Below are 13,159 nucleotides of genomic sequence, written 5' to 3'. Positions count from 1 at the left end.
TGTTAACGTACTCTACTTTTTCTATCAGCGGTTCTTTTGCTCCATATGTCCATACGGCTACACCGTTCACGGCCGAAAATCTACCGATTACCAGATTCTCAGAAATAGATATGCGTTGTGTTATGAGTACGTTAACATACCCATTAACGTGCAGCGCTGCGACCGTCTGGTTTGTGGTGCTCAAAATTATTAACGTACTCATAATGACACGGACCAATCTCTCCCGCGTCAAGGAAAGGACCCATATGACCGCCCCCGACGAAAAGACACTCACCACGCTCACCAGGCTGTTCGAGGAGGAGTTTGGCCCCATCGGCGACCGCCAGGTGCTCTACGTACACGCGCCCGGGCGTTCCGAGATCAGCGGCAATCACACCGATCACGAGGGCGGTCACGTTATCGCCGGCTCGCTCGATGTCGCCGTCGACGGCATCGCCGTGGCAACCGACTCCAACAAGGTCCGTGTCGCCGACGAGGGCTATCCTACGTTTGAGATCACGCTCGACACGCTGGATGTTCAGGAGTCCGAGAAGGGCACGTCCGCAAGCCTCGTGCGTGGTATGGCCCACGAGGTCGCAGCGCTTGGTGTTGAGCCCAAGGGCTTCGACTTTGCCTTTACCTGCTCCGTCCCTTCGGGCGGCGGTCTTTCGAGTTCTGCTGCTGTCGAGGCGGCATACGGCCGCGCCATGGAAACCCTCTGGGGCTCACCCGCAATTGAGCCCGTCGCACTCGCCCAGATGAGCCAGCGCACCGAGAACAACTACTATGGCAAGCCCTGCGGTCTTATGGACCAGGCCGCCGTTTGCTTGGGCGGCCTTGCCTACATGGACTTTGAGGACCAGGCTCAGCCTAAGACCCAGAAGCTCGAGCTCAACTTTGAGGATCACGGCTATGCGCTCGTGCTCGTTAAGGTCGGCGCCGACCACGTGGCAGCCACCGACGACTACGCCGCCGTTCCGCGCGAGATGCAAGACGTCGCCGCCGAGTTTGGCAAGGCACGCCTGTGCGAGGTAAACGTTGCCGATTTTGACGCCAAGCTCCCCGAGCTGCGCGCCAAGCTGGGCGACCGTGCCTGCCTGCGCGCCGTTCACTACTGGTACGAGAACGGCCTGGTCGATAAGCGCTGGGCGGCCCTGAACGCCGGCGACATTGACCAGTTCCTGGTCCTGACGCGCGAGTCCGGCGCCAGCTCTGCCATGTACCTGCAGAATGTTGTTGCCAAACTGGGTGCCGAGCAGCCTTCCATGTACGCGCTTGCTCTTGCCGAGCATGTGCTAGACGGCCGTGGCGCCGTTCGTATTCACGGCGGCGGCTTTGGCGGTACCATCCAGGCCTTCGTGCCGCTCGATCTGGTCGACACCTTCATCACCAAGATGAACAGCTGGCTGGGCGAGGGCTCTGCCCGTCACTATGCCATCTCTGACAAGGGGGCTTACGCGGCATGGCTGTAATGACTGACGTGCGCGAGGCCGCGCAGAACCTGATCGAGTACGCTATTCACCGATCGATGATCGGCCAGGACGATCGCATCTGGGCATACAACACCATTTTGGAGTGCATCGGCGCCACGGGTCCCGCACTCGACATGGCTTGGGCGCTCAAGACCGAGAAGATTTCTCTCTTGCACCCCGATACACTCCCCGACTTTGACCTGGAGGGCACGCTTGCCGTGCTTTCCGAGGCCGCCGTGGCCAACGGTGCTGCCGAGGACACGGCGTCGGGCCGCGACCGGATCGCCATGCGCATCATGGGCGGGCTCATGCCGAGGCCTTCGGTTGTAAACGAGGAGTTCAACGGACGTATGGGCGTCCACGAGCCCCACGCCGCGACCGACTGGTTCTACGGCCTGTGCTGTGACGCCGGTTACGTGCGCCGCGCCGCCATCGCGCGCAACATCAAATGGAGCACTTCCACCAACTGGGGTGACCTGGAGATCACTATCAATCTGTCCAAGCCTGAGAAGGACCCACGCGATATCGCCGCGGCAGGTGCAGCCAAGAACACGGGCGAGAAGTATCCCGCCTGCCAGCTCTGCATCGAAAACGAGGGCTATCCCGGACGCTCCGCTGCAGCCGACGGCGGCGCTCACCCCGCCCGCCAGAATCTGCGCGTTATCCCCATCCAGCTCGACGGCGAGCGCTGGGGCTTCCAGTACAGCCCGTACGCGTACTTTAACGAACACTGCATTGCCATGAGCTCCGCGCATCGTCCGATGCACGTCGACCGCAAGGGCTTGACCTGCTTGCTCGACTTTGTCGACCTGTTCCCGCATTACTTCATCGGCTCCAACGCCGACCTACCCATCGTGGGCGGCTCGATTCTGTCGCACGACCACTTCCAGGGCGGCGCACACGAGTTTCCCATGATGCATGCCGCCGAAGTCTCGCAGTTCAGCGTGCCCGGCTTTGACCAGGTCAGCGGTACCGTGCTGCAGTGGCCGCTCTCGGTGCTGCGCCTGCGCTCGCATGACCGCGCTCAGCTGCTCGACGCTGCCGAGAAGATTATCCTCGCCTGGCGCGAGTGGACCGACGAGTCCGTGGGCGTCATCGCGCACACAGCCGACGGCGTGGCGCACAACACCGTGACGCCCGTCATTCGCCGCGTAGACTCCCGCGGCAATGCCGGCGGCGAAATCTACGAGGCCTACCTTGCGCTTCGTTGCAACATCACAACCGACGAGCATCCGCTGGGCGTGTTCCATCCGCATGCCGAGTATCACCACATTAAGAAGGAGAACATCGGCCTGATCGAGGTTATGGGTCTGGCGATCTTGCCGCCGCGCCTGGTTCCCGAGCTCGGCGCCGTCCGCGAGCACTTGCTGGCAGCCAAGGCCGATGCCAGCTACGACCTTGCCGGCGCGCTCGAGGGCGACGACCTTTGCCGCAGCCACGCCGCATGGGCCAAGGATGTCTTTGCCCGCCGCGCCGACGAGCTTACGGTAGACAACGCCATCGACATCCTGCACGAGGAGGTCGGCGTGGTGTTTGGCCACGTGCTCGACAACGCCGGCGTCTTTAAGTGGGACGAAGCCGGCCGCGCCGCCCAACAGCGCTTTATCGACTCACTGTAATGATCCCTTGGGGACGGAGGAAAACGGATCATTTCGTCCTCAAGGCAACGGCGCCCGCCGGCAACATCGCCGACGGGCGCCGTTTTTGAGTGTTCGGCGTCGCGACTCCTAGAGTTCAGTCACGACAACACTGTTGTAGACCTCGTCCCAGCAGTCCATGACCAGGTGGCCGGTCTTGGGATCCATGGCATTGAGCTTGCCGCAGGTATTGGCGGTCTTGAGCACCGTGACGTCGTCGGCACCGGCAGCGATGGCATGCGCAAAGCCGGCGATGGTCGAGTCGCCGGAACCCGTCGCGTTCACAGCCGCAATCGCGGGCGTCTTGGCGCGGAACGCGCGACCCTCATGGAAGCCCACCGAACCGGCAGCGCCCATCGAAACGACAACCCAGGGGATACCGGCAAAGCGGCCATCAGCGGCGAGCGCCTCGCGCAGGGCATCGACATCATCGGTCGTAAAGGACGTACCCAGCAGGCCGTTAATCTCGGTCAGGTTGGGCTTTACGAGCTCAGGCTTAGCGTCGGACTCCAGCGCGGCCTCCAGCGATGCACCCGAGGTGTCGAGCAGCACCTTGGCGCCCGCCTCTTCGGCGATCTTAACGAGCTCGGCATAGTAGCCGGCATCGACACCACGCGGCAGCGAGCCCGAAAGCGTCACAACGTCCGCTTTCGCTGCAAGCTCGGCAAACTTGGCCGTAAAGGCCTCGAGCTCGGCCGGGGCGATCTGCGGGCCGCTCTCCAGCAGCTCGGTCTGATTGCCCTCGTGCAGAATATTCAGGCAAATGCGCGTCTCACCGGCAATGGGCACAAAGTCGTTCTTGACGCCATCGGCATCCATGAGCTCGGCCATATAGGCACCCATATGGCCGCCGAGCAGACCGGTCGCGAGCACATCGTCGCCCAACTGCAGCAGCACGCGGCTCACGTTGAGGCCCTTGCCGCCAGCGGTCTTTTCGGGCGTCACACGGTTAACATCGTCGATGATCAACTTGTCGAGCTGATAGCGCGTATCAATCGACGGGTTCATGGTAACGGTCAGAATCATATTGAACTCCTGTTTCCGGGGCACGACACGCGCGGCCCCAAACATACGATAGCTCGTTAAAGGATCTCGATCTCAAAGCCGCGGGTAACGGTCTCCCCCGGCTTGACCACCAGGCAGCCGCGCTTGTGCTCCAGAATATCGTCCTCGTCGGAACAGGTGGAGAGGCCGCCCCACGGTTCCACGGCCACAAAGTCGCCCTCGGGCTTGCTCCACACAATCAGGTACGGCATATCGGGGAACGTCAGGCGCACGCCCTTGTCCTCGGTCTTCTTGGTCAGCGTAACCACGCGGCTCTCGAGCACGTCAAAGATGGTCTCCGCGAAGTCAAAGAGTTCGTGGGTCAGCGGCAGGTCATGGCCAACCATCGGGTTCTTGCTGCGATGCTCAACATCAATCAGGCCCGTTGAGGGAACGGCAGTACAGAGCTCGGCGGCCTCGCGCTGCTCAAAACGGAGCTCGTAGTCGTCATAGGACTCGCCCTCGTCAAGCGGGCACTTAAAGCCAGGGTGACCGCCCACAAAGAACGGCATGTCCTCGGTGCCCTCATTGGTCACCTCGTACGACACGGCCACCTTTTCCGAATCGATCATGTAACGAGCAACGATCTTAAACGGATACGGGTACTGCTCGAGCAACTCGGCATGGTCGGCAGAGCTTAGGCTCAGCGCAACCATGTTGTCGCTCTGCTCCTCGAGCTTCCACTCCTGTTTGCGCGCAAAGCCGTGGCGGGCGAGCTTAACCTCGCGGCCGCCCATGGTCATTGCGTGACCGTCGCGAAGGCCGCCGCAGATCGGGAAACAAATGGGTGCCTGGCCCGACCACACCGCCGGGTCGCCCTGCCACAGGTACTCACGGCCGTTGGCCGCAATAGAAGTGAACGATCCGCCAGCCGTGCTCAACGCAATGCGGACAGAGCCGTTATCAAGAACAAACTCCATAGGAGCCTTCCCTTTCTTACGACAGCCCGCCAAGTCAGTGGGGCTGATAGCAAACCGGCCCGCGCCCCATCACAGAAACGCGAGCCGTCAACGGACTAGTTAATTACGCCGGATACCCGCTAATCGTGGTATTCGCCGCGGTCCCACTTCTCGAGGAACTCGTCAAAGAAGTGCGGGTCAGCCTGAGCCTCGGCGTCGGCCTTATTGCAGGCATCGATCTTGGCGATCAGGGCATCGTGCTCGGGGGTCTTCTCGTAGGGCTCCTCCAGGAAGGCAAGCATGATATCGGCCATCAGGAACTCGCCGGTAATCTTGCCGCCAAAGCCCACGATGTTGGCGTTGAGCTCGCGACGGGCATACAGGGCAGAGGTCATGTCGCGGACCAGGGCGCAGCGGGCGCCGGGAACCTTGTTGACGGCGTTGGTGATGCCGATGCCGGTGCCGCACAGGGCCACGCCAAAGTCGGCCTTGCCGCTGGCAACAGCCTCGCCCACGGCCTTACCGTAGATGGGATAGTGCGTACGGGTGTGGCTGTAGGTGCCGCAGTCGAGCACCTTGTAACCAGCCTGCTCCAGGCGGTCGGCCAGATAGATCTTCTCGTCCGTAACGATATGGTCGCAACCGATTGCGATGGTCTTCTTCATCAGAACGTCCTTTCGTCTGAATTCACAAGTTGAGGTAGAAGTTCGAGTTCTCGGTGGCTCTCGTTAGGCCATCTTGTTGAGCATGTCGACACGGATCTGGTGACGGCCGCCGGCGTACTGTGCACGCAGGAACTCGCGGGCGATCTTCTTGGCGACCTCGGTGCCCACAACGCCCGGGCCCATGGTGACCATGCGCGAGCCGTTGTGCTCGCGGGTCATGTAAGCGGAACGCTCGTCGGAAATGTTGGCGACGACCATGCCCTTGATCTTGACGGCGGCCATATAGGAGCCGACGCCGTACTTATCGAATGCGAAGCCCTGGGAATCCTTGTGCTCCAGCAGGTCCTTGGCAACGGCGGTCGCGGAATCGACAAAGTCCGCGGCAGGGGTCTCGGAATAGTCGACGACCTCGTGACCGTCGGCGATGAGCATCTCCTTGATAGACTCCTTCATCGACATACCGTCGGCATCGGAAGCGATTACAACCCTCATGACATCCTCCTTGAGAGATACGCAGGTGCGTAGTTTCTGTTTGGAAGTGTTGAATCGCGTTCAGGTCCGGGCATCTGAATGTGCGGTTCTTCACTGTTCATGTTTATTTGAACACATTCGAACAGTAACTGCAACAACTATTTGTTTATCTTTGTTCTTTTTTGAACAAATATCGTTCACGGATGATTGCTGACCGTTTGAGCCGGGCGCGGACGTAGCGACCACGTGTTCAACAAACAAAAGGGCGGCCAAGAACGTGTCTCGGCCGCCCTTCGGCGGTATTCCCCGGTATATACAGCTGTTTTAGCTACTCGGACTGCCCACCCTATTTGGCGTGCTTGGACGGAGCACTCAGAAAGCGGCCCGTCAAATAGTTCGCCGGGCCGGAAATATCGATCCCTAGCAGTACGTGTCCCAGCCACAGGAACGCCACGAGCACCAGCAGCGGGATAACGCACGAAGTCACGATCATCACGATGACGCCTTCGATGAGGTCGGTCACCTGCTGCACGATCTCGTCGGTCATCTGCTTGGCACCGCTGGTCACCGACGTAACAAGGCTCGAGGCCCCATCAGTCAACTGCTCGAGCACGTTTTTGGACTCTGTGGCCTCGGATTTTTTCTTATTCGATTTTGAGCTGGTCTCGGCTGACTTGTCCGTGGTGTCGGCCGCGTCCGCAGCGTCCGCAGCCTTTTGCTCAGCTTGCTCAATACTTACGCGATACGTTTCATCGACCTTCTGCGACACCCAAACGCTTGCAGGCACCAACGCCATGCCGATCACGGCAACTACCAGCACGCGTGTCGCCACACGGCGCAGGACAGCGCTCGTGCTCCAGCGCCCGTGAATGCCGAGCGACACCGCAAAGAGCACCAACGCAAACGGGATTAAGATGCCCAAGCCAACCGACCACAAAATCGTGAGCAAATATTTCTCCAGGTATAGCACGGCAAGCACGATACCAAGGTTGCCTGAAAGCTGCGCGAGCTGTTCGGCAACCGGCGTTCCCGTATCACCAGGTAGCGCGGTAATGCCCGCAGATAGCGCCACGCACGAGGTCGTGAGCGCCAGTACGTTACCCTTCTTTTGGTCGATGACCTCGATGGTGGAGTCCCAAGTTTTGGTATCGGCGAAATGCGGACGAGCTACAAAGCCCGACAGCAGCGCCAGGACCACGAGCGCAACGATAAAGCCAATCTGCAGCTTTTTGTTTGCGCACACGACATCGGACAGACTGGGCTGCAGCTCGGTTACCGCCGTGTGCTCGGTTATCTGGACAGGACGCCCATGAGCCATCTCGTGCGCATCTTTCTTTTGAATCAATCCGTTGTCCGGCATTTGGATACCTCCTCATTCCGGCCTGTATTGCGGATGGAAGTATACCCACCGAGCAAAAATCGAACGGGAGGACGAACGGAGCGCACCAAGACTGTCCCCAATGACCAGTCGTTTAAGAACGTCCAACGACTATCTCGGGATGAGTTGCGGTGGAATAGGGATTGTTTTGCGCCCGCCGGCCCCTATTCAGTCCCTATTTCACCGCAACTTGGAGGAGGACAGAAAAAGCCCTGTCGCGGGTGCGGCAGGGCTTTTGGAAGGGAACTTGGTTGTGAGGGCTCGTTAGGCGAGCTTGGCCTCGAGCTCAGCGATGCGCTTGTAGGCATCGATGGTAAAGCGGGCCTGCTTCTCCAGGATCATAGTGGTCATGAGAGTGTCCTGAGCGTGAGCCATGATGAAGGTCATCTCCATCTCGCCACCGCCGGCCTCCTGCGAAAGCAGCTTGGTCTGCGTGTCGTGGGCACCGATGAGCGCATCGCTGGCATCCTTGTGCAGCTGCTCGGCCTTCTCAAAGTCACCCTCGCGAGCAGCATCGAGCGCTGCAAGCAGATCGGTCTGGGCGTCACCTGCGTATGCGACAATCTCGAATCCAACCATCGAGATTTCTTCTTTGGTTGCCATGTTGCGTTCCTTTCACATATGAACCAATGGAGAGCATCGCGTCCGGGCATACGCGCTGCGTTGTATATGACAGAAACAATAACATTCAAACAAAATAGAACAGCTCAAAACGTAATTTCGAGCTATGAACGGTCACTTTTCGCCCGTGAACGGTTTTTAAACAAATTTAACAATATCGAACACAGTTAGCGGCAACCCAAACAGGACCGCACCCTAACGCAAATCGCGCACCGTATCGCCCTCTACGAGCACACCGGGAATCAGCATGTGCTCCACGCCAGACGCACCCCCATCGGCGCCGGCAATCTTGTCGACCGCCCACATGCCGACGCGCTTGTTGTCAAAGCGCACCGTGGTCAGGCGACGGTCGGGCACGATATCGCCCAGGCTGTCGTCAACACCCACCACGCTCACGTCCTGGGGCACGCGCTTCCCGCGCGACTCGAGCCCACGGATGCAGCCATATGCCATGGCATCGTTGGAGGCATAAATGGCCGTACAGGTCGGATCGTCCGCCAGAGCCTGACCGGCAGCATACCCGCTCTGTGCCGTCCAATCGCCGCGCACGAGCTGCGGGGGCTCAATGCCATGCGCACGCAATGTCTCGCGCCAGCCTTCCTCGCGCCGCATGCCCGAAAGCGAGCGCTCGGGACACGAGATAAAGTGCACGGTTTTGTGCCCCCGCCCCAGCAAGTACTCGACCACCTGGCGCGAACAATCGAACTGGTCGTTATCGACCGTTGAACAGAGCGGGTGCTCCAACATCGTAACGAGCACCGTCTGCATGCCGGGCAGCGGCTCAAAAGTGCCAAAGTCCGCCGGCATGCGGTTCATAATCACGACAATACCGTCCACCGGCAGTGCGCTCATACGCGACGATGCGCTCTCGAGGGTATAGGGGTGTCCATCTACTTTAGTGAGGGTGATGGCGTAGCCGTGTTTGTCGGCGGCGGCGGCAAAGCCCTCCATACGGTCGAGGTTGCCGGTGCCGGTAATGTTGAACATGGCGACGCCGACGGTCTTAAACTTACCGCGGCGCAACGATCGACCGGCAAAATTGGGGCGATACCCCAGCTCGCGCATGGCGGCACGCACGCGCTCCTTGGTCTCGGGGCGCACACTGGGCGAATCGTGCACCGTACGCGAGACTGTCTGCTCCGAGACGCCCGCGAGACGCGCCACATCCTTAACGGAAACCGATTTTTTAACAGCGGCCATAGGTCGATCTTTCTATGTAGACGATGCCATTGGTGGCACCCTACGCAGTCATTTTTAACGCCTTCAAGTATATCCAACGCCTCCCCCACCATACGCTCACCACCCAAAACCTACCGTTCACCGACATTTTTGCTTCCCCAAACGGCTTTTGACGCCCAAATGTTAACGTTGCCATTGCGCAAACACAGAGCCACCGGGCGGCTCAAACGTTTACGCATAGGGAATCGACGGTTCGCAGGCACAGGAACCACCGGTTCGCGTCTTTTTTTGTGTCGCAAAATGGCAACGTCAACATTTTGGCAACTGAACGCCAAAAGCTACCATCGTTGCTAACCCACCGACTCTTAGGAGCATTGCATGGAGCAACTCATCGCCATCATCGAAAAGGGCCAGCCCTTTTTCAACGCGATCGCCCGCAACAAGTACCTCAAGGCGATCCGCGACGGTTTTATCTCCGTCATCCCCATCATCATCTTCTCGTCCATCTTCTGCCTGGTAGCCTCGGTTCCCAATATCTGGGGTTTCTACTGGCCCGATGACATCAACAACGCCCTATGGAAGTGCTACAACTACTCCATGGGCATCCTGGCCATCGCCTGTGCCGCCACCACGGCCAAGCACTTCGCCGACGCTCAGAACCGCGATCTGCCCAAGAACAACCAGATCAACTTCATCTCGTGCATGTGCGCGGCCATCATCGGCTTCTTGCTCCTTTCGAGCGACACGATCGCCACGGACGCTGCCAGCGGCTTCAACACCACCTACCTTGGTTCCAAAGGCCTGCTGACCGCCTTTATCGCTGCGTTTGTGACCGGCATCATCTACAAGTTCTTCATTAAGCGCAACATCACCGTCAAGATGCCCGAGCAGGTTCCGCCCAACATCTCGCAGACCTTTAAGGACATCATCCCCTTCTCCGTCTGCATCACCGTCTTTTGGGTCTTTGACATAGCCTTCCGCGCTGCTTTTGGCTTCTGCTTTGCCCAGGGCGTCATCCAGGTGTTCCAGCCCCTGTTCACCGCTGCCGACGGCTACATCGGCCTCGCTGTGATCTACGGCGCTATGAGCCTGTTCTGGTTCGTGGGCGTCCACGGCCCCTCGATCGTCGAGCCCGCCATCGCCGCCGCCCTCGTTGCCAACATGACCGACAACCTGGCTGCGTTCCAGGCCGGCCAGCACGCTTCCGCTGTCCTAACCCAGGGTGCCCAGTACTTCGTCGTCTGCATGGGCGGCACCGGCGCCACGCTCGTCCTGGTCTTTATGTTCTGCTTCCTGGCCAAGTCTCAGGAGATGCGCGCCGTCGGTAAGGCCGCCATCGTCCCCGTCTGCTTTGCCGTCAACGAGCCGCTGCTGTTCGCCGCGCCCATCGTGCTCAACCCCGTCTTCTTTGTCCCGTTTGTCTTTGCCCCGATCGCCAACATCTGGATCCTCAAGATCTTTATCGACTTCTTGGGCATGAACGGCTTTATGTACACCCTGCCTTGGACCGTCCCCGGCCCCATCGGCACCATCATGGGCCTGGGCTTCCAGCCGCTCGCTTTTGTGATGCTCGCCCTTATCCTGGTCGTCGACTTCGTTCTGTACTACCCGTTCTTCCGTGCCTATGACGCCCAGAAGTGCGCCGAGGAGGCCGAGATCTCCCAGGAGGAGCTCGCCGCCAAGAACACCGAGAAGGCCGCCAAGCTCAACGATGCCTTCCAGGGCAAGGCTGACGCCAAGAGCGTTGCCGCCGGCGCTGCTGCCGAGGCCGTGAAGGCCGACTCCCCCGCCGCTTCCGCAGCACCCGCTGCCGAGACAACGACCGCCAGCGACCTCAACGGCAAGCGCGTGCTCGTGCTCTGCCAGGGCGGCGGAACCTCGGGCCTGCTCGCCAACGCGCTGGCCAAGGCCGCCAAGGAGCGCGGCATTAACCTCGAGACCGCTGCCGAGGCCTATGGCAACCACGTGGACATGCTCCCCGACTTTGACCTGGTCGTCCTGGCCCCGCAGGCCGCAAGCTACCTGGCCGACCTGCAGAAGGACTGTGAGCGCGTGGGCAACAAGTGCGTCGCCTGCCGTGGCAAGCAGTACATCGAGCTCTCCCAGAACGGCGACAAGTCTCTCGCCTTCGTGAGTGAGCAACTTTCGAAGTAAGTAACGCCCAGGGCCAGCCGACCATCCAAGACCGGCTGGCCCTTCGATTTAGACGATTGGATCATCATGTCCGTTAATCCTGCTAGCGTCACCAACCCGCCCGCGCAGTTTCCCGAGGACTTTGTCTTTGGCGGCGCCACCGCTGCCTACCAGGTAGAGGGCGAGACCCGCACTCACGGTAAGGGCAAGGTTGCCTGGGACGACTTTCTGGAGGCCCAGGGGCGCTTCTCCCCCGATCCCGCTTCGGACTTCTACAACCAGTACCCCGTCGACCTGGAGCTGTGCGAGGAGTTCGGCATCAACGGCATTCGCCTCTCCATCGCCTGGAGCCGCATCTTCCCCAACGGCACCGGCGAAATCAACCCCGAGGGCGTCCAGTTCTACCACGATCTCTTCGCCGAGTGCCACAAGCACCACGTTGAGCCGTTCGTCACGCTGCATCACTTTGACACGCCGCTTCCCCTCTTTGAGAAGGGCGACTTCCTCAACCGCGAGACCATCGACGCCTTTGTGGACTTTGCCACTTTCTGCTTTAAGGAGTACGCCGACCAGGTGACCTACTGGTTCACCTTTAACGAGATCTGGGCCGACGCCTCCAACACCTACATCGAGGGCACCTTCCCCGGTGGCGTCAAGGCGCATCTGGCCGAGGCCTTCCAGTGCGAGCACAACATGATGCTCGCCCACGCCAAGGCCGTGCTGGCCTTCCACAACGGCGGCTTTAAGGGCAAAATCGGCGTCATCCAGTCGCTGGAGTTTAAGTACCCGCTCAACGAGAACGACCCCGCCGACATCAAAGCCGCCAACAACGAGCACGTGCTGCAAAACCAGTTTTTGCTCGACGCGACGTTCCGCGGCGAGTATGCCCCCGACACCCTCGAGTGCGCCAACCGCCTGGCTGCCGTCTCGGGCGGCACCATCGAGATCTTGGACGAGGACCTCGAGATTATGCGCGAGGCAGCGCTCTACAACGACTACCTGGGCGTTAACAACTACCAGTGCCGTTTTTTGAAGGCTTACGATGGCGAGAACGACCTGCACCACAACGGTACGGGCGAGAAGGGCACCGGCCGCTGGCGCGTTAAGGGTATTGGCGAGCATGTGAACAAGCCTGGTATCCCCACCACCGACTGGGACTGGATCATCTATCCCGAGGGCCTGTTCGATCTGCTCGTCTACATTAAGCAGCGCTACCCCAACTACAAGCAGATTTTCATCACCGAGAACGGCATGGGCTACAAGGACCCCTGCAAGGACGGTTTTGTGGACGACCAGCCGCGCATCGACTACATCGAGCAGCACCTGCGCTGGTTGCTCAAGGCCATGGAGGTGGGCGTCAACGTGGGCGGCTACTTCCTGTGGAGCCTGCAGGATCAGTTCTCCTGGACCAATGGCTACAACAAGCGTTACGGCTTCTTCTACGTTGACTTTGAAACCCAGAAGCGCACGCCCAAGGCAAGCGCATACTGGTATAAGCACGTGGCGCAGACCCGTCGTCTGGACTAGCGGCTGGCGGGGTCGCCTGCCCACATAACCTGTCCCCATTTCTCAGCCGGGGGCGGCACGTCACACGGCGCGCCGCCCCCGGTCTTTTTTGGGCGGACCGTGTCGCACGTTTGTCTCGATCTGTAACATCTAGCCGAGTTTTTTGGTCCTAGCT

Annotated in this window: 11 protein-coding genes; 4 read left to right on the top strand and 7 right to left on the bottom strand. The window is 60.0% G+C overall.

Features of this window, described 5'->3' with window-relative positions:
• Positions 1-245 precede the first annotated feature (245 nt).
• On the top strand, positions 246-1,451 hold the full coding sequence (locus AB5Z14_RS00100; RefSeq protein ID WP_346977188.1) for a galactokinase: 1,206 nt from the start codon (positions 246-248) through the stop codon (positions 1,449-1,451).
• The gene (locus AB5Z14_RS00095; RefSeq protein ID WP_368129818.1) at positions 1,442-3,070 is read left to right on the top strand and encodes a UDP-glucose--hexose-1-phosphate uridylyltransferase; all 1,629 of its coding nucleotides are present in this window, start codon (positions 1,442-1,444) and stop codon (positions 3,068-3,070) included. The genes AB5Z14_RS00100 and AB5Z14_RS00095 overlap by 10 nt, the downstream gene beginning before the upstream one ends.
• A gap of 108 nt (positions 3,071-3,178) precedes the next feature.
• Here AB5Z14_RS00095 and AB5Z14_RS00090 read toward each other — a convergent pair whose 3' ends face one another.
• From AB5Z14_RS00090 to AB5Z14_RS00060, 7 genes are all read right to left on the bottom strand, one after another.
• On the bottom strand, positions 3,179-4,114 hold the full coding sequence (locus AB5Z14_RS00090; protein WP_368129817.1) for a hexose kinase: 936 nt from the start codon (positions 4,112-4,114) through the stop codon (positions 3,179-3,181).
• A gap of 56 nt (positions 4,115-4,170) precedes the next feature.
• Positions 4,171-5,052 carry an aldose 1-epimerase family protein gene (locus tag AB5Z14_RS00085; protein WP_368129816.1) on the bottom strand — a complete coding sequence of 294 codons (882 nt, stop codon included), beginning with the start codon at positions 5,050-5,052 and terminating at the stop codon, positions 4,171-4,173.
• A gap of 119 nt (positions 5,053-5,171) precedes the next feature.
• Positions 5,172-5,696, bottom strand: coding sequence for a galactose-6-phosphate isomerase subunit LacB (lacB, locus tag AB5Z14_RS00080; protein WP_006234831.1), 525 nt, complete (start codon positions 5,694-5,696; stop codon positions 5,172-5,174).
• Between the two features lie 63 nt (positions 5,697-5,759).
• Positions 5,760-6,188 (bottom strand): galactose-6-phosphate isomerase subunit LacA, encoded by a 429-nt coding sequence (gene lacA, locus AB5Z14_RS00075; protein ID WP_006234830.1) that lies wholly within the window; start codon positions 6,186-6,188, stop codon positions 5,760-5,762.
• A gap of 325 nt (positions 6,189-6,513) precedes the next feature.
• Positions 6,514-7,527: a hypothetical protein gene (locus tag AB5Z14_RS00070; protein WP_055252625.1), complete on the bottom strand. Its 1,014-nt coding sequence runs from the start codon at positions 7,525-7,527 to the stop codon at positions 6,514-6,516.
• Positions 7,528-7,809: 282 nt separating this feature from the next.
• Positions 7,810-8,148: a PTS lactose/cellobiose transporter subunit IIA gene (locus AB5Z14_RS00065; RefSeq protein WP_055252615.1), complete on the bottom strand. Its 339-nt coding sequence runs from the start codon at positions 8,146-8,148 to the stop codon at positions 7,810-7,812.
• Positions 8,149-8,361: 213 nt separating this feature from the next.
• The gene (locus AB5Z14_RS00060; RefSeq protein ID WP_368129815.1) at positions 8,362-9,366 is read right to left on the bottom strand and encodes a LacI family DNA-binding transcriptional regulator; all 1,005 of its coding nucleotides are present in this window, start codon (positions 9,364-9,366) and stop codon (positions 8,362-8,364) included.
• A gap of 357 nt (positions 9,367-9,723) precedes the next feature.
• On the opposite strand from AB5Z14_RS00060, the gene AB5Z14_RS00055 reads away from it, so the two are divergent.
• Positions 9,724-11,499, top strand: coding sequence for a lactose/cellobiose PTS transporter subunit IIB (locus AB5Z14_RS00055; RefSeq protein WP_368129814.1), 1,776 nt, complete (start codon positions 9,724-9,726; stop codon positions 11,497-11,499).
• A gap of 66 nt (positions 11,500-11,565) precedes the next feature.
• Positions 11,566-13,005, top strand: coding sequence for a 6-phospho-beta-galactosidase (gene lacG, locus AB5Z14_RS00050; protein ID WP_368129813.1), 1,440 nt, complete (start codon positions 11,566-11,568; stop codon positions 13,003-13,005).
• Positions 13,006-13,159 lie beyond the last annotated feature (154 nt).

The organism is Collinsella aerofaciens, from assembly GCF_040910265.1.
GTDB lineage: Bacteria > Actinomycetota > Coriobacteriia > Coriobacteriales > Coriobacteriaceae > Collinsella > Collinsella aerofaciens_BK.
Note: the sequence above shows the minus strand (reverse complement) of the source record. Positions and strands in the feature narration are given on the sequence as shown.